The organism is Wandonia sp. (assembly GCF_984588085.1).
Map to the genome: position 1 here is coordinate 24,986 of NZ_CFIGVI010000011.1, position 18,588 is coordinate 43,573.

General features: G+C 39.0%; 13 protein-coding genes. 5 read left to right on the forward strand and 8 right to left on the reverse strand.

The window, feature by feature from the left end:
• Positions 1-15 precede the first annotated feature (15 nt).
• The 3 genes from AC4PL9_RS06370 (at position 16) to AC4PL9_RS06380 (ending at position 7,231) form a co-directional block, all read left to right on the forward strand.
• Entirely contained in the window at positions 16-2,358 is a 2,343-nt protein-coding gene (locus tag AC4PL9_RS06370; RefSeq protein ID WP_491603920.1) for an OmpA family protein, read from the forward strand.
• Between the two features lie 60 nt (positions 2,359-2,418).
• On the forward strand, positions 2,419-4,767 hold the full coding sequence (locus AC4PL9_RS06375; protein ID WP_491603921.1) for an OmpA family protein: 2,349 nt from the start codon (positions 2,419-2,421) through the stop codon (positions 4,765-4,767).
• A 112-nt stretch (positions 4,768-4,879) separates the two neighbouring features.
• Positions 4,880-7,231, forward strand: a complete 2,352-nt coding sequence (locus tag AC4PL9_RS06380) for an OmpA family protein (protein ID WP_491603922.1) — start codon at positions 4,880-4,882, stop codon at positions 7,229-7,231.
• Positions 7,232-7,282: 51 nt separating this feature from the next.
• Here the strand turns inward: AC4PL9_RS06380 and AC4PL9_RS06385 are convergent, their stop codons facing one another.
• From AC4PL9_RS06385 to AC4PL9_RS06405, 5 genes are all read right to left on the reverse strand, one after another.
• Positions 7,283-8,542 (reverse strand): M16 family metallopeptidase, encoded by a 1,260-nt coding sequence (locus AC4PL9_RS06385; protein ID WP_491603923.1) that lies wholly within the window; start codon positions 8,540-8,542, stop codon positions 7,283-7,285.
• Positions 8,543-8,547: 5 nt separating this feature from the next.
• The gene (gene pdxH, locus AC4PL9_RS06390) at positions 8,548-9,195 is read right to left on the reverse strand and encodes a pyridoxamine 5'-phosphate oxidase (protein ID WP_491603924.1); all 648 of its coding nucleotides are present in this window, start codon (positions 9,193-9,195) and stop codon (positions 8,548-8,550) included.
• A gap of 5 nt (positions 9,196-9,200) precedes the next feature.
• The gene (locus AC4PL9_RS06395; RefSeq protein ID WP_491603925.1) at positions 9,201-9,797 is read right to left on the reverse strand and encodes a DUF4494 domain-containing protein; all 597 of its coding nucleotides are present in this window, start codon (positions 9,795-9,797) and stop codon (positions 9,201-9,203) included.
• A 44-nt stretch (positions 9,798-9,841) separates the two neighbouring features.
• The gene (locus AC4PL9_RS06400; RefSeq protein WP_491603926.1) at positions 9,842-10,936 is read right to left on the reverse strand and encodes a hypothetical protein; all 1,095 of its coding nucleotides are present in this window, start codon (positions 10,934-10,936) and stop codon (positions 9,842-9,844) included.
• Between the two features lie 142 nt (positions 10,937-11,078).
• Positions 11,079-12,662 (reverse strand): S8 family peptidase, encoded by a 1,584-nt coding sequence (locus AC4PL9_RS06405; RefSeq protein WP_491603927.1) that lies wholly within the window; start codon positions 12,660-12,662, stop codon positions 11,079-11,081.
• A 126-nt stretch (positions 12,663-12,788) separates the two neighbouring features.
• On the opposite strand from AC4PL9_RS06405, the gene AC4PL9_RS06410 reads away from it, so the two are divergent.
• Both AC4PL9_RS06410 and AC4PL9_RS06415 read left to right on the forward strand, forming a co-directional pair.
• Positions 12,789-15,287, forward strand: coding sequence for a S8 family peptidase (locus AC4PL9_RS06410; protein WP_491603928.1), 2,499 nt, complete (start codon positions 12,789-12,791; stop codon positions 15,285-15,287).
• Positions 15,288-15,340: 53 nt separating this feature from the next.
• Positions 15,341-15,943 carry a DUF5606 family protein gene (locus AC4PL9_RS06415; RefSeq protein WP_491603929.1) on the forward strand — a complete coding sequence of 201 codons (603 nt, stop codon included), beginning with the start codon at positions 15,341-15,343 and terminating at the stop codon, positions 15,941-15,943.
• Between the two features lie 156 nt (positions 15,944-16,099).
• On the opposite strand, the gene AC4PL9_RS06420 is transcribed toward AC4PL9_RS06415, so the two are convergent.
• The 3 genes from AC4PL9_RS06420 to AC4PL9_RS06430 all read right to left on the reverse strand — a co-directional run bounded on the left by AC4PL9_RS06420 (position 16,100) and on the right by AC4PL9_RS06430 (position 18,565).
• Complete coding sequence (locus AC4PL9_RS06420) at positions 16,100-16,777, reverse strand: hypothetical protein (RefSeq protein WP_491603930.1); 678 nt, start codon at positions 16,775-16,777, stop codon at positions 16,100-16,102.
• A gap of 192 nt (positions 16,778-16,969) precedes the next feature.
• Positions 16,970-18,217: an RNA polymerase sigma factor gene (locus AC4PL9_RS06425; protein WP_491603931.1), complete on the reverse strand. Its 1,248-nt coding sequence runs from the start codon at positions 18,215-18,217 to the stop codon at positions 16,970-16,972.
• 3 nt (positions 18,218-18,220) lie between these two features.
• The gene (locus AC4PL9_RS06430) at positions 18,221-18,565 is read right to left on the reverse strand and encodes a YciI family protein (RefSeq protein ID WP_491603932.1); all 345 of its coding nucleotides are present in this window, start codon (positions 18,563-18,565) and stop codon (positions 18,221-18,223) included.
• Positions 18,566-18,588 lie beyond the last annotated feature (23 nt).

Genomic DNA, 18,588 nt, shown 5'->3' on the forward strand with positions numbered 1-18,588 from the left:
TTTTTAGTTTCTACTATGAAAACACAACTATTTGTACTGCTTCTTTTTGTAGCATCTTTTGCTTCAGTAAACGGACAATACACGCAGGAGGAGATGCAACGTATTTTGTCAAAATCCTCGCCGGGAGAATTATTGAGAGAAAATTCTCAACTCTTACTGGTAGCCAATTACTACCAGTCGATTCAGATTATTGATCGCTTACTGGAAACAGAACCGGATAATGCCAATTATAATTATCGTAAAGGATATGCGCTTCTCTTCTCTCAGTCGCAATACGAACAGGCACTTCCCTATCTTGAGAAAGCAGTGAAAAATGTAAAGAAACTTTACGATGCCAGTAGTGAAAAAGAAACGGCTGCTCCCATAGATGTATATTATTATTTGGGAAAATGTTATCATCAAAATGAAATGTTAGACAAAGCCACAGAGTTTTATCAAAAATATCTGGAGAGTTCCACATCAAAAAATGCTTTGTACCCCTGGGCTGAATTAGGTATCACCCAGGTTGGAAATGCAAGAAAAGAGTTAAAAAGCCCGAAAAATTATGAGTTGAAAAATCTGGGAGCTGTAATTAATACAGAAGCCCCCGAATTTTCTCCTGTTGTTTCTCTGGATGGTTCTGCACTTTTCTTCACTGCACGACGATTGTGGAAAAACGGGTTGAATAAAGACATGAAAGATCTGAACACGAACCATTACTGGGAAGACATTTATGTCAGTTATAAAAATCTGAACAACAGCTGGTCTGAACCGGCTCTTCTCGAATTCTGTCAGTCGGATCAGAATGAAGCAACTGTTTCTGTCAGTATGGACGAAAGAAAAATTTATGTCTATAATGATGTCAGCGGAAACGGGGATATTTACTTTTCAGAATTCAAAGGAAATCAGTTTCAGCAAATACAGGCTGCAGGCATCAAAAAACTAAACAGTAAATTTTGGGAACCTCATTTAACTGTAACACCAGATGGACAAACTATGTTGTTTGTGTCTGATCGTGCGGGTGGATACGGTGGACGAGATATTTACCGCATGGTGAAACTACCGGACGGAAGTTGGAGCGAACCCGTTAATCTCGGACCGGAAGTCAACTCCGAATTTGATGAAGACGCTCCGTTTCTTGCCATGGATAATAAAACTCTGTACTTTGCTTCTAACGGAACAAAATCAATGGGAGGATTTGACATATTTATGTCAGTACAGGATGAAAACGGAAACTGGTCTCCGGCCATCAACATGGGAGTTCCTTTAAACTCAACCGGAGACGATATTTTTTATACCACAACGATGGATGGGGCTACGGGGTATCTGACCTCTTTCAGAAAAGGTGGTTTTGGAGAAAAGGATATTTACGAAGTCAAGAATAACGAAACGGGACAACAAGGTATTTCTGTTCTGAAAGGAGAAATTGTTGTGGCAGGAAACCATCCGTTACCTCAGGATCTTTCTGTAACTGTTTCCTGTCTGAACTGCGGAAATAAAACCTCGGTAACCCTTTACCCAAGAGTGCGCGACGGTGTTTATTTTTCGCGTCTCGAAAAATGCAGGGAATATGAATTAGTCTATGCGTACGGTGAAAACGAAACTGAATTCTACAAAGAAAAGATTACAACTAAATGTGATACTGAGTTTGAAGAAATTCACAGCCGTGCCCTTCTCCGTCTCGATAACATGACAATCATTCCGTTTATGAAGTACCATCTCAAAGGAAGTATCTCTGATTTTGCAGACCAAACACCTGTAGAAAAAGCTACTGTTGAATTTTTCTCTGCTGATGGAAAACTACTCGAAAAACATTCTACATCCAACGACGGAATATTTACCTCTGCATTACTGGATAGCAGTTTCTTTGGTGACCCGATCCACTTTATAGTCAAAGTTACCAAAGACGGATACTTAACTCAGCAATTCGAAGTAAAAGAAACTCTTGGAGAAAAAGCGGCTATAGACCTTGCCTATCTAATCGATAAACCGGATGTAGGGAAAGAACTTTCTAAGGTTCTTAAACTGAATCCGATTTATTTTGACCTTGACAAGTCCACTATCCGACAAGACGCTAAAGTCGAATTGGATAAGATTGTACAAATAATGAATGACAATCCTTCCATTCGAATTGAGTTAGGCTCGCATACTGATTGCAGAGGTTCTGCAAACTACAATCTGGCTTTGTCAGAACGTCGTGCAAAAGCCTCTGCTGACTATATCCGAAAGAAAATTTCCGATCCTTCCCGAATTTCTGGGAGAGGGTATGGAGAAAGCAAACTCGTTAACAACTGTCCCTGTGAAGGAGGTATTGTTTCCGATTGTTCGGAAGAAGAACATCAGGCAAACAGAAGAACAGAATTCAGAATTATTGAATAATCTTTTTATTTAATTGGAAATTAGTATATTCGTATCCTTAGAGGTAGAAACAAAGTAAAGATGAAAAAACTAATCCTATTTACCGCTGTAGTGCTAACAAGCTCAATGACTTTGTATGCGCAAAAAACAGATCAGGAAATCATTGAATTTGCGCAAACCGCATCAACCAAACAGCTGCTAAAGAAGAATACCGATCTTTTGATGGATGGACGCTATAGAATGTCTATTATCGTGGCTGATAAACTGATTGAAAGCAATCCCGGAAATTCAAACTTCCTTTATCGTAAAGGATATGCTCTTTCTCAACAGAGTATTAATTACGAAGAAGCAATCAATATACTTGAAAAAGTTAAAGATAATACGACTCTGAAGTATAATGCTTCCAGCGATAAGGAAACGCAGGCTCCGATAGATGCGCTTTATCACCTGGCATCGTGTTATCACCATCAGGGAGATATTGAAGAAGCTAAAAAATACTATCAGTTATACATTGACAAAGCTCCTAAAAAAGCGGCACTGAGAGGCTTCTCTGAATTAGCTCTGATGCAATGTGAAAAAACGGAAGTTGCTACAGATAAAAGTTCGTCTGTTCAAATTCGAAACATAGGAGAATCCATCAATACGGAAGCTCCGGAGTATTCTCCGGCTGTTTCTCTTGACGGAAGCGCGTTGTATTTTACCTCAAGACGTTTGTGGGAAGATTCATCAAATGCCGAATACATTGACCCCAGAACAGATACTTATCTGGAAGACATCTATGTTAGTTACAAAGATTTCGACGGAGCCTGGGAAACACCTATTCGTCTTGAAAATTCACAGCCGAATCAAAATGAGGCTACTATTTCTGTAAGTTCTGATGAAAGAAAATTGTACACGTACAATGACCTTACAGGAAACGGTGATATCTATTATTCAGATTTCCAGAACGGAAGATTTAATGATTTACAAAAATTTGATCTTGAAGGTGTGAATACGGATTCCTGGGAACCTCATATTACCGTTACTCCTGATGGAAACACCATTTATTTTGTTTCGGATCGTAAAGAAGGAATGGGTGGACGTGACATCTATCGTATTACTAAACTACCTGATGGTAGTTGGAGTGAGCCCTATAACCTTGGTGCTCCGATCAACAGTGCTTATGATGAAGATGCTCCGTTTATTGCTGTAGACAATAAAACACTTTACTTTGCTTCGAACAATGAAAATTCAATCGGTGGATTTGATATTTTCGTTAGTGTTTGTGATGATATGGGTGTATGGTCTGCTCCTATTAATATGGGAACTCCAATAAATTCTACAGGAGACGATTTGTACTATACTACTACTTCCGACGGAAGATTTGCATATATTACCTCTTTCCGCGCTGATGGGAAAGGAGAAAAGGATATCTACGAAATTGAAGACAATTACTTCGGACGTAAAAACTCTGCTCTGCTTAAAGGACTTATAACAGTAGTAGGTGGAGAATCTTTACCAGAAGATGTAAACATTACGGTAAAATGTCTGAATTGTGGTGAAACGAATATCCGTACAGTTTACCCAAGAACATCGAACAACACCTATATGAGTAATCTTGACAAATGTCGTGAATATGAAATGGTGTATGCATACAATGATGGAGAAACTGTATTTCACACAGACAAGATCAAAACAAAATGTGATGATGAGTATGAGGAAATATATAAGCCGGTATTGTTAAGACTGGAAGACTGGACAATTATTCCGGCTCTTGATTACGAACTGGCAGGTACTATAACAGATACGGACTCAGGAGAGCCATTGGAAGGTGTTCTGATTGAAATTCTTGACAAAGACGGAAACGTAGTTGAGAAAATGATGACAGATAAAGACGGTAAGTATTCATCTGATATCCTTAAAGGAAAAGAATATGGTGATGATCCGGAACTTAGCCTTCGCGTTTCCAAAAACGGATACGTAACGTATGAAAACCCATTGAATACAAATGACCTAGGAAACGAGTCAACTGTTCTTAAAAATATCGGGTTGAATAAACTGGATCTTGGAAAAGACATCGGAAACATGCTGGCTGTTAATACCATTTACTTTGACCTTGACAAATGGAATATCAGAGATTCTGAAAAGCCAAAGCTGGATAAAATCGTGAAAGTAATGAACGAGAACCCTACTTTGGAAATTGAATTGGGAGCACATACTGACTGCAGAGCTTCTAAAGCCTATAACCAGTCTCTTTCCAACAAACGTGCAAAAAGTTCAGCAGAATATATCAAATCCAGAATTTCCAAACCTGCACGTGTTAAGTACAAAGGGTATGGGGAAACTAAACTGGTTAACAACTGTACATGTGAAGGTAAACAAGAATCATCTTGTTCAGAAGAACAACATCAGTTAAACAGACGTACTGAATTCACGATTACCAAGTTGTAATACAACATACATTATTACGAGAAAGAGGACATTTTTTGTCCTCTTTTTTATTTTGTAACCTTCTGATTATCTTCCCGTATAAAGCCATATCATACATTAATGAATTAAGCTTATGATCAATCGAATTTTACGAATTTCACGTATTCTCCTAATCACTTTAACTTTTTCTGGAATTTCTTACGGTCAGTACAGTGAAAAAGAACTACAACAACTGATCCGGGAAGGTAATCCAGAAAAGTTAGTCCACGCAAACAGCGAACTTCTTTTGAACGGAATGTTCAGACAGGCTGCCACGATTGCGGAAAACCTGGTGAACACTTCTCCTGAAAATGCCAATTTCCAATATCGGCTGGGTTATGCCTACTTATATTATCACCCGGATATCAATAGTCCTGTTGATCCGTTGACAAAAGCCTGTGCCAATGTTACCCAAAAATATGATGCTTCCAGCGCTAAAGAACAACAGGCTCCAATTGATGCTGTATACTATCTTGGTAAAGCACATCACCGGTTAGGAAATATAAAAAAGGCTGTAGATCACTACCAGAAATTTCTTGATCTGGCCGGGAAAAAGAATATTCTTTCTTCGTATGCCGAATTGGGACTTATCCAATGTGAAATAGCAGAAGAACTCATGAATAATCCATCAGATGATAAACTCTCTAATATCGGAGACTCTATCAATACCAGCGGTCCGGAGTATGCTCCTATTGTGTCACTTGATGGGACTTCGCTCTTTTTTACTTCCCGAAGGCTTTGGAAAGATGAAGAAAATGAAGATATGATAGACCCAGCGACAAACAATTATCTGGAAGATATCTTTGTCAGCTTTCAGGATGAAAATGGTAAATGGCAATCTCCTGAAATTCTGGACTTTTGTAAACCCAATCAAAACGAAGCTACTGTTTCAGTCAGTATTGATGAAAGAAAAGTATATGTGTACAACGATGAATCCGGAAACGGAGATATTTACTACTCCCAATATAACAACGGAACATTTAACGCGATTCAACCGATCGATAAACAAACCGTTAATACTAAAAATTGGGAACCACACTTGTACGTAACACCAGATGGTTCTGAGGTCTATTTTGTTTCTGATCGTCCCGGTGGATTCGGAGGAAGAGATATTTATGTCATGAAAAAAACAGGAAACGATTCATGGTCTGAGCCACAAAACCTTGGCCCTGAAATTAATACTCCTTATGATGAGGATGCTCCATTTGTAAGTATCGACAATGAATCCTTGTATTTTGCTTCAAACGGATCAAAATCGATGGGAGGTTTTGATATTTTCTGTGCAAAACGTAACGAAGAAGGAAACTGGGAAACGCCCGCTAATATGGGCTACCCTATCAACTCCCCTGCAGATGATGCTTTTTATACAACAACTACAGATGGTTTCAAAGGATATATCACATCTTTCCGTGCAGGAGGTAAAGGGGATCTTGACATTTATGAAATTCAGCATTTCCCTCCCCGAAACAGCAATACGGCGATTTTAAAGGGACAGATCTTTGTAGTGAACGATCAACCACTTCCCGAAGATATTGCCATTACAGTTGCCTGTACCAATTGTGATAAAAACTCTTCTGTCACTGTTTTCCCCAGAATCCGGGACGGAGTTTACTTTACCAAGCTTGAAAAGTGTAAGGAATACGAGTTAACCTATACCTATAACAATGGAAAAACAACTTTCCATACAGCTAAACTGGCAACAAATTGTATTCCTGAATATGAAGAAATATACAAACCGGTTTATCTACGACTGGATGATATGAAAATTATCCCCTACTACCAGTTGAAAATTGAAACGATTGATATTGCTTCTAATTCATCTGTTGGAACGGTTACCGTTCAGATTTTAGATGAAAACGATTCTGTTCTTGAAGAATTAGAAACGGATGAGATGGGAATGTATACATCAAAAATTCTTCAGTCAAGAGATGAAGGAGGAAATGCTAATCTGAAATTTAAGATTACAAAAGAAGGTTATCTTTCTAAAACTATTGACCTGTCATTCGAATTAACAGATGAGAGTATTCTAAATGCCCAGTTATTGATGGAGAAAGCTTCCGTTGGTGAAGACCTTGGACAAATTCTTAAACTGGATCCGATTTACTTTGACCTGAATAGCTCTTTCATACGTAAAGATGCTAAAGAAAAGTTGCAGAAAATTATTGATGCGATGAACAATAATCCGAATATGGTAATAGAGTGTGGGTCACATACGGACTGTCGCGAATCATACGAATACAATGAGTGGCTGTCAGACAGACGTGCAAAACGCACTGTCAATTATATAAGTAAACGTATCAGTAACCCTGACAGAATCTCAGGAAAAGGATATGGTGAAACACAATTAGTAAATGATTGTGGCTGTGAAGGAGACGTTGTTTCTGATTGTTCTGAGGCAGAACACCAATTGAACCGAAGAACTGAATTCAGAATTATTAAGAATTAAAAAACAAATAGATAAATGGAAACACCTCATTCAAAAGAATGGGGTGTTTTTTTAGATATATAACTCCTCCCCTTCCTCTCGTTGGTTATAGATCAGGTAAGTCAGTTTTTCAGTATCAAAGATTTCATTGGCAATATGCAGCAATTCCTCCGCAGTAATATTATCAATTCCTTTATAAATTTCCCGTGTGGTATCAATCTGGTCAAAAATCAATACACTTTTTCCCAGTGCAAGCATCAAGCCTGAATTGCTTTCTCCCGCCAATGCCAGATGTCCCTTCAGCTGTTCTTTAGCTTTGGACAGTTGTACAACTCCAAGTTTTTGTTCCTTTAACCGCTTCAACTCTTTATGGACCACCCGTAATGTATTTTGCACATGACGTTTATCCGTACCAAAATAAATGGAGAAAAACCCGGTATCCGCATAGGGTGTGTAATTCGACTCAATACTATACGAATAGCCATATTTTTCGCGAACCGATAAAGAAAGTCGTGAGTTAAGTGCCGGACCACCGAGAATATTATTCAACAATACCATTGCCTTTCGTTCTTTGGCTTTATAGGGGTATGCTAGTCCTCCCATAAGTCCGTGTGACTGATAGTTGGACTTATTTTTCTCAACTGTTACCGGAGCATAATTCTGAAAATGATTCAGTACCGGGGCCTTACCCAATCCATTATAATCACCAAAATATCGGGTAGACAATTCTTGTATTTTCCGCTCCGAGAATTGGCCCACAATTGATAAAACCATATTTTCGGGACCAAAATAACGAGCGACATACGCCAATAAATGTTCACGGGTAAACGAGTGAACGGTTTCCTGAGTTCCTAATATATTTCTACCAAGCGGATGATTGGCAAATAGCAGGCTTTCAAATTCATCAAAAATGCACTCTGAAGGACTATCCAGGTAGGAATTAATCTCATCAACAATCACTTCCTTCTCTTTCTGAATTTCTTTTTCAGGGAAAGTCGAATGGAAAACAATATCCGCCAATAGCTCCAGTGTCCGCGCCAAATACGTTTTTGAGAATGAGGCATAGATACAAATCTCTTCTTTAGCCGTATATGCGTTCAACTCTCCTCCTACCGAGTCCAGACGACTGAGAATATGGAATGCCTTTCTTTTGGTTGTTCCTTTAAAAATAGAATGCTCCAGGAAATGAGCCAGACCTTCTTCATGATCTTCCTCAAACCTTGAGCCGGCCAAAACAGTAATACCGGCATGCGCCACCTGATTTTTTACCGGTTGAAAAACTACTCTTAACCCATTTGGAAGAGTATACATATACGGGAGCTTTTCACTCATACTAACTACGGATTCTTACGGTACACCTGCCAGTTTGCACCTTCTTTTCGGAAACAAATTCTGTCGTGAAGACGATTAGGTCTTCCCTGCCAGAATTCATAATGTAACGGTTCAATAACATATCCTCCCCAATGTTCGGGACGGGGAATCGTACCAGCAAACTCCTTCTCCATCAGTTCCGTTTTCAGAATTAAATCCTTTCGGTCCGAAAGCTCATCACTTTGTTCCGACGCCCAGGCTCCTAACTGACTGCCTTTAGGACGGGATTCAAAATACTTGTCACTTAATGAAACGGGAGCTTTTCGGGCAATTCCCTCTATTCTGACCTGTCTTTCGAGAGGATGCCAGAAAAAATGAGCCGCTACTTTCGGGTTTTTTGCTATTTCCCTCCCTTTTTGGCTATTATAATTTGTGTAAAATACAAGACCTTCGTCGTAAAACTCTTTCAGATAAACAAGTCTTGAACTTGGTTGTCCATCCTCCGACACCGTTGCAATATTCATAGCATTGGGTTCAGGAGCAGCAGATTCAATTGCTTCTTTAAACCAAACTCCGAAAAAGTCAAACGGATTAACATTTTCAGCGATCCTTTCCAACTCTCCTTTCGAAAAATTGTGATGATCGTCCCGAAGTGCTTTCAGAAACCTATCCATTTTGCTTACTCTTCTTCACCATCATAATCGTCTTCCACTACCCCCTGAACTTCTTCGTCCGTGTCATCATCATCAGAACCCGAAGCCGAGAAAACACCTGCAGTAGCACCCTTAAAACCAATTGGTTCCGTATTATCCTCTACTGTCTGTTGTTGTTCATGGTACTCCATTTCCTCTTCATTGAAAGGGAAGATATCCAGAATAGGAGATAAAATAATCGATGGAATATCAAATGAAACCATCATCCCCTTCATACTTTCATTTGTTCTGTCAAAGGCCTCTTTTACACTCGAAGCATTTACAAGAAGATTGTTGGAAATACGTTTTTCTTTATCGCTATCCGGATCAGCAGAGACGTAAGTAATCTTTACTTTATACCAGGTATCACAGTCTTCGTAGTGAAAGATATCAGCAAAGTCAGTCTTAGCAATATTTGTGATCAGAAATTCTCCCTTCACCGTCTCTCCTATTTCCTGATAAGCGCGTGCTTCGGCATCAGTAAAAGACATTGCGTTGAACAGGTAAGGCTCGCTGACACGCTTTAACCTTCCATCTTCCAATTGTTTCGTATATTTAACCTTAACGGTAAACCAACTGTTCATAGTTTTATTTTTTTACAAAGATAGTCAGAGAAATGATTTTGTAATTACGATCGGATCTTTCTTCCATCTACATATGCCAGAAAAGAAGAATTCGGCAGTTCACACACAACCATGTTTCCCGAAATATAAAAATCAATCACCGGTTCGTTTGTTATGTTTATTACTTTTCCATCAATAACACAATCCACTCCTTTCATTTGATTTTGAAAAGCAATAACGTTGTTTTTCAGCTTCCATTTTTCGGGTTTGAAATAAGCTGCCGTTACTTTTCTTTTTCCATCCCATACCTGGAATAGATCACCCTCTCCCCAAACGACCATCTGATCTTTGGCATCCCAATAATCCGGAGCATAATTAGATAATGTTTTTACACTATTATTAGCGTAGTATTGTAAATTTCCATTTTGATCTGTATAAGTAACACAAGACCAACCGGCTATAAAGCGTTTGGCATGCATAGACTCGAGATCAAGAAATTCCCCTTTTTCAAAAATAGCAAAGGACATTTGTACCGGGTCATTAAACGCTACAATATCACGTCCACAGGAAAATGTAAGCGGATCACGATACGTTCCGGCTTCATAAAATGCTCCTTTATAGAATACGTAATGTGTTCCTCCAACGGCTGCAAAAGCAACTACGTTATCACCTACCCCCGCAGGTAAGTATATATCACCGATCACGGTGTACAGGTCTTTTATCTGACCATTATACCACACTTTTACGGAATTGAATTGTGTGTCCTCAAAAACAACCAAACTATCCGCTACAACATACCTTCGTCCGAAATTCGTCAGTAATTGTCCTTTACCATCTTTCCAGACCGAAGTAACAGGCCCCGTGTTAAACACAAGAATATTATCGGAAACACTATAGTTATTCGCTACTCCGGCTAATGTTTTTACCTGTTCTCCCTGAAATACTTTTACGTCTCCTTTATTATCGATATAAGCCAGAAGATTGTCTCCTACCTGAAATGATTTAACAGGCAGATACTCCAACTGACGGATAACCCCATTATGAAACGCCTTAAAGTATCCCTGTAGACTGGTAAATGGTCCGATTCCTTTAAACTCCTGCCCATACGATAATTGCACAAAGCATACTGTCACTAAAAGTGTTATGATTCCTCTCTTCATATTATTGATACTACAAAAAAAGTGCCCGAAAGAGGCACTCCCACAAATATAACGAAAAGTTAGACTTTTTCTTACTTTGAGTTTTCGTTAAAAAAGAAAGGGGCTGATCAAAGCCCCTTTACATTTTCTCTATACAACTGAATTAGTTTTTAGCGGCTGCTTTCACTTCTGCAAGTTTAATAGCCTCCATAACATCAACTACTTTTCCTGTTTTTGAAAGTGTAGCAAAGTCAACTTTTTCATCTGTACCTGGTTTTACATGCATCGTTCCCGAGTAATCTTTTCCAGACTCAATGATGATGTCCTTAACTTCTTTCATCGAAAGTGAAGGATAGTACGACTTAATCAAAGCTGCCACACCTGATACCATTGGAGCAGCCATTGAAGTTCCCTGTAATTTCATATATTCATTTTCAGGAACTGTGTTATAGATCTCAAAACCGGGAGCAAAAATATCTACTGATTTCTTTCCGTAATTTGAGAATGCGGCTGCCAATTCGCCTTTCTTTGCATGACGAGTAGACGCTCCAATTGTAAGCAACATTGAATTTTCCTTCTCCTGGAAATCATACATTACAGCCGGGAAATTTGGCTCCTCGTCAAGGTCCTTGCTATCATTACCTGCTGCATGTACTAACAACACTCCTTTTTCTTCCGCATAACGCATTGCCTCATACACTTCTTTCTGATTTGGAGAGTATGCTTTTCCGAAAGACATATTGATTACCATTGCTCCATTATCAACTGCGTAACGAATAGCAAGAGCAATATCTTTGTCATACTCATCTCCGTTAGGAACTGCGCGTAGTGACATCAATTTAACATTCGCTGCTACTCCGTCACCTCCCAAGCCGTTTCCACGAAGAGATCCAACAATTCCTCCAACGTGTGTACCATGTAGTGCATCCGGACCTTTTACATCTGTGTTTCCGTATTTAACATCTGAAAAATCATTCGGCTTGTCACCTACAATTGCACGAAAATCTTTATCCAGACTATAGTGTGTTTCCAACATTCCCTGAATTTGCTCCAACTGCTCTTCCAATACTTCAGGTGTAAGATCTCCTGTTTTCAATGAAATCGCAACCTGCTTCATTTGTTGCATCTGCGCATCTTCAGGCTTCCATTTCTTAAGGTCTTTCAATGTGTAGTCCTCTTTCCCCAATGCTTTTGAGATCATTGTCGGCACCATTGGTAACATCTGATCCTTAAACATAGTAATTTGCATTACATATCCTTCGTACTCGTTCTTTTTAGCATTGTAGTCGTCTTTCACTTTTTTGTAGAAAGCATATTCCTCTTTATCTTCTACTTCATCTTCCGACTTACCGTCATATTTAGCTTTAAGTTGCTGATACAAACGTGTAACTTCCAGTTTAGCATCGTTCATATTTTCTCCATTGGCATTTCCAAGGAAGTTCCAACCATGAACATCATCGATATACCCGTTTCCATCGTCATCAATTCCATTTCCGGGAATTTCCTTTTCATTTACCCAGATTTGCCCTTGTAAATCCTCGTGAAAAGTATCCACTCCGGAATCAATAATCGCTACAACAACTGTAGAAGACTCTTTCTTCTTCAATTTCTTGTAGGCCTTTTCGGTATTCATTCCCGGTGTTTTACCGTTATACCAATTCAGAACTCCCTTTTCCTGTCCAAATGAAACTGCCGACAGTCCTAACGCGAAAAATGCCAGCGATAACTTAACTACTATTTTTTTCATATCTTTAACTGTTTACTACAGTTTTCTGCAGTATTCATGCCAAAGATGATAAAACATCCTGAATTTTGGAATATTTTTTCCATTGATGGTAAAAAAAAGTTGAACATTGGACGAGAAATCTTACGAATGGTAAAGTACTGGCTTTTGATCTTAACAGGAGTTATTTCCTGTATTTCATGGGGACAACTATCTGTCTTTGATACCATACACAACGAAACTTCTTATGGTAATTATGCTGTAAAAATAAAGGAAGGTGTACAACTTCCCGATCCAATTGTCTACCGGTATTCAGCGAACGGATGGGCTTACGTTTCCGCTTCCTTTTCTGAACTCAAAAAAGCGATAAAAGACGGTTCTATAGCTGCGATTAATACTTCTTACCAACCTGTACTCCTCAATGACAGTGCTATTGTAACGCACTCAGTTACTCCAATTCATTCCGGGTTGGAGGGACTACCCTCCCCCTATACAGGGAAAGGGGTTATCATAGGATATGTTGATACGGGCTGTGATATTACACATGGTGATTTTCTGGATAGTGATGGCAACAGCAGAGTATTACGGTACTGGGATCAGACCGCTGCTATAAATGCAAGAACTCCTGCTAAATATGGATATGGGCAGATATATGACTCCAGCGACTTCAATACAGGTATTTATCCGGATTACGCAGGATCGGGACATGGAACCACTGTCGCTGGAACAGGTTCGGGAAATGGTCTTGCGAACGGAAGAAATAAAGGGGTAGCTCCTGAATCCTCCATCATTATTGTAAAAAACCCAGTATCAGGAGGTAATTTCACCACAACAGTGGCAGAAGCTGTCGATTATGTTTTTGCTGTAGCAGACACACTCAATATGCCGGCAGTAGTTAATCTGAGTTTAGGAACTTATCTGGGAAGTCATGACGGAACCGATCCCGCTACGTTATATATAGATAGTCTTTTATCTGATAAACCCGGAAGAATTGTTGTTGCCGCAGCAGGAAATTCAGGAGCATGGAGTCCGTATCATATTCACGGAGAAACAAACTCCGACACGTCTTTTACGTGGTTAATTCCTAATCCTTCTCTTTCTTTCGGAGCACCGGGAGTTTATGTTGATGTATGGGCCGACACCAATGACATTACTAATCTTCAATTTGCTTTCGGAGCAGATGCTCCGGGACCGGATTTCAGAGGAAGAACAGATTTTTTTCAGGCAGGCGCTGTATTAAATACAGATGTTTTTGAAACATTAGAAAACGGAAGTAACACAATCGGACAGCTGATTTATAATCAGCGAATTATCGGACCGAATTATAACCTGAGAGCCTTATTTTTTACCGATAGCCTAGATTACCGGATCCGCTTTATGGCGACCGGAGCAGAAGGTGTTTTTGATGCCTGGAGTCATGTTAATCTGGGGCTTAGTAACTTTGAAACTACTATTCCCGACCCTGTTAGTCATCCGGACTTCCAACACTACATTTTTCCCGACACGCTACAATCTATTGTATCTGCCTGGGCTTGTTCTCCGCAGGTTGTAACGGTTGCCAATATGCAAAACAGGAAGAATTACATTGATTTCGGAGGAAATGTTTATCCACCGGACGGGGGACTTATTCCTTCGGGACAGCTGAGTATAAATTCATCAAAAGGTCCCAACAGAAGAAATATTCTTAAACCAGATATTACCGCTGCGGGAGACCTAACTCTTTCTGCCCGGGTAATGAACGAATCATACGTGACCAATCAACTTGATGAAGGAGGGCTTCATGTCCGAAACGGAGGAACATCCATGGCTTCTCCTGTTGTCGCGGGTATTGCTGCCTTGTATCTGGAAAAATGTCCCAGGTCTACCTGGCAGGATTTTAAAAATGCTCTCAGGGAAACAGCTTTTGCGGATGAGTTTATCACCTCTCCTCTTCCCAATTATGCTTTTGGAGCCGGAAAAGCAAATGCACTTGCGACCTTACTCAGTACGAATTTTGCTCCCGAAGTATTTGGAGACACTTTACTATGTAGTAAGACCGGGTTACTTGAAGTCACTCCTGAACCACTATCAATCAACTGGAGCACCGGAGAAACTTCATACCCCTTAGAAGTGTTTGAAACCAATAATTATTCGGCTTATGTCGAAAACGAAAAAGGGTGTAAAGCACAATCTGACACACTACATGTTGTTTCCGGGAGTACTCCTAACCCGTCACTTATTTCACAATTAAACGGAGCTTTAATAGCCAGTAACAATATTAATTATCAATGGTATCTCAATGATGAACCATTACCGGGCGAGACTAATCAAACTACTTTTCCGCAAATTTCCGGTTATTATAGTGTTGCCGCTACTGATCCGTCAGGATGTACGGTTCGATCAAATACAGTTTTCTTTTCTGTGTTGGATCTTCAGGAAGATGAAATAAAATCGGAAATTACGCTCTCTCCCAACCCTTCTTCAGGAACACTTTTCACTTCAGAATCACTAAACGGGAGCTATACAATACTCAGTATGGATGGTAAACTGGTTCAGCAAGGATCGATCAACGGGAAAGAAATATCTGTCAGAGGGCTTGCCCGGGGACTTTATCAACTTTTCATAGTCACTGATCAATTTGTTAAAGAATCAAAATTCGTAAGGAATTAGCTCTTTTTTTAATGCTTTATGCTATTTTTGGCAACTAAATTCAAAAACACGAAATGAATCTAACAGGAATTATTTCAATTTCCGGAAAACCGGGATTGTACAAGGTTGTTGCTCACGGAAACAACAATGTTATTGTTGAGTCTTTGGTAGATGGTAAACGTTTTCCTGCGCACTCAAACAACAGAATCTCTGCTTTGGAAGACATCAGCATCTACACGTATGAAGAAGACATACCACTTAAAGATGTATTCCGTTCAATTTTTGACAAAGAAAATGGTGGACAAACTATTTCACATAAAGAAAGTCAGAAAAAACTGGCAGATTATATGGAAGAAGTACTTCCGAACTACGATCAGGACAGAGTATATCCTTCTGACATAAAGAAACTATTCCAGTGGTATAACCTTCTTCAAAAGGCCGGTGCACTTATTCTTGAAGAAGAAACAGCGGAAGAAGTAGTTGAAGAGGTAAAAGAAGAAAAGCCTAAAAAAGCAGCTGCAAAGAAAACAACGGATGCAGCTGAAAAGACAGAAAAAAAGGCTCCTGCGAAAAAAGCTCCAGCTAAAAAGGCTGCTGCTAAGACAGATGAAAAAGCCGCTCCGAAAAAACCAGCAGCTAAGAAAACAACTGCAAAAGCGAAAAAAGAAGAGGAATAATCCACGCATACATACTAGAACAAAAAAGCTGTCCCTATTTCTCTTTCGGACAGCTTTTTTGTTTTTCCATATTCTTCAAATATACTTTTACTTCTGAAGTATTTAGTTCCATAATTACAACCTTATCTTTCCCATTCAACTGGGGATCATTTGTTGTTACTCATTCTGAGTAATAGCATTTTTAAACATATTGTTCATTTTCTCAATGTATTCCTTTCGTGCCAATAACTGACTAATATCCGCCTCAAATGTTTTAGTTCTACTCAACTTTGGAAATGACAATCTGTTTTTTGCAAATGAATTTGAAATGAGGATATTGAAATAGTTATAAATTAAGATTACCTTTTCTATACTATCCGTTTTGACAATTTTAAACCCCATTTTTTCTGCAGTTCTATCATTTATTATATAGCTCGTACCGCGAATTTTCATTTGCTTATCGGATTCATATTTTTCTATCAGAGCCACTAATCCTTGCAAATATTGCTGAATTATAAAATTCGTCCTTTGTTTTCCGTTCATTTTCCGATCAATTACGAAATAGTAGTCAAATAACGTTCCACCATGAACTTTTATACATCCATTTTTAGGTTGTTCTGCTATGAACAGTGATGAGTAATAAATCATCTTTCCACTTTTCTGTAGGGATGGTACATCATAGAATGGAGCTATTACAGACAAGATTAACACAAATGTTACAACTCCGATCGAATACACCCCTGATGCTATTGCAATACTAACAAATAAACAGAGAATTAAAACAGAACAAATCCCTATGACAACATGAACTCTATTTTGCTCTTTTTTACTTTTTGTATAAAATCGATGGTTCACTTTTTCATTATTGTATTACGAACATAAAAGAAGGTAAAATTAGTACTTTTCTCAAGTATTGTTTGAAAACGTCATATACCAGTGAATATAGTATTTCATCAGAAATAAAGAATGTAATGAATAAATACTGTTGTTTAAGGTCGGATGAAAAAAGAAAATCCACATCTAAAGTGCTGTTTTACAAAAATAGTATTACCTCCCTTTTTTGATTTTCAGCCGTTCAATTTCTTTTTGTATAGTCAGTTTTTCCGTTTCCGATTTTGTCAGCTTTATGGATTTCTCGTAATGCTCAATTGCTTTTGAGGTGTTTGATTCGGTATATAAGTAGCCTAATAATTCGTGATAATAATTATTTTCTATCAGATGTAATTTCCCGGCTTCCAAAATTGCTTTTTCGTGTCCGTAAACTTTTGAGAAAGCAAATGTACGGTTCAATGCGGTGATGGGCGAATATTCGATTAAAATTAATTGGTTGTACAATTGTAGAATGTTTTTCCACTTGTCTTTCTGGTCAGTTGTATGCCAATAAGCGATTCCTGCTTCTAAATGATATTTCGAGATTTCGTTTCCGTTGGTGGCGTTTATCAAAAAATAACTTCCCTTTTCGATAAGCGATTTGTCCCAACGGTTTTTGTCCTGTTGATTAAAAAGTATGGCTTCGCCTTTTTCGTTGGTTCGGGCTTCAATCCGGGAACTCTGAAAACACATCAACGCCAACAAAGCATTTGCTTGTGGAGTGTTGGTCAAGGGGTTTTCTGTTAAGGCAAAGTTCAACCTGACGGCTTCCGAACAAAGTTCTTTTCGGATGAATTGGTTGTTCGATTGGGAGAAATATCCTTCGTTGAACAGCAGGTACAAGGTGTGTAACGCAGTTTCCTGTCTGGATTGGATTTCAGATCGGGTCAATGTTTTAATCTGGAAATTATCGTTTCGAAGGTTATTGCGCGCCCGTTGCAACCGCTTTTTTATGGTTTCGGTTTTTGCGAGGAACGCATGGGCTATTTCATCCACGCTAAAACCACAAAGAATCTGAAGAGCCAGTGCAATCTGACTTTCAGAGTTATTCGCAGGATTACAAACGGCAAAAATCATGGCCAATTGACTGTCTGAAATGATTTGTTCGTTCAATTCAAAATCGTTATCCTGCCTGAAGTTGTCCTGCTTTATGTCATTTTTGATTTTGGTTTCTACTACCGAAAGGTGTTTGAAATAATCTCTGGTTTTGTTTTTCGCAACCGTGTAAAGCCAGGCCGTAGGGTTTTCAGGAATTCCGTTGAGTGCCCAATATTCCGAAGCTTTCAGAAAGGTATCACTGGCAATATCTTCTGCTATTTCGATGTGTTTTAAACCAAAATGACGGCACAGAACAGCCGTCATTTTCGCATATTCCTGCCGGAACAAATGCGGTAACAATTCGTTGTATGATTGCGTTTTCTTCAACGATCAGTCACGTTTCAGTACTTCACGAACTTCGATACTTCCACCCACCTGTTCAAAAATTGGGTTGGCTTTGGCAATTTCTACTGCTTCATCAATGTTTTCAGCTTTTACAACAACGTAACCGCTAATAAATTCCTTGATTTCGGTGTAAGGTCCGTCCGTAACCACATTATTTGGTTTTACGGTTTTGGCACTTCCCGGAATGGGCAAAAGTGTGTTTCCTTTGTCGGCTATTTTGTTTTGTGCCGCAATACTGCCCAACCAATTCATTCGCTCCTGCATTTGCCCGGGCGAAGGTTTAAAGTCCGAAATGTCTTTTAGTCTGAAAATCAACGCGAATTCTTTCATGCTATTATTTTTAAAGTTCACCC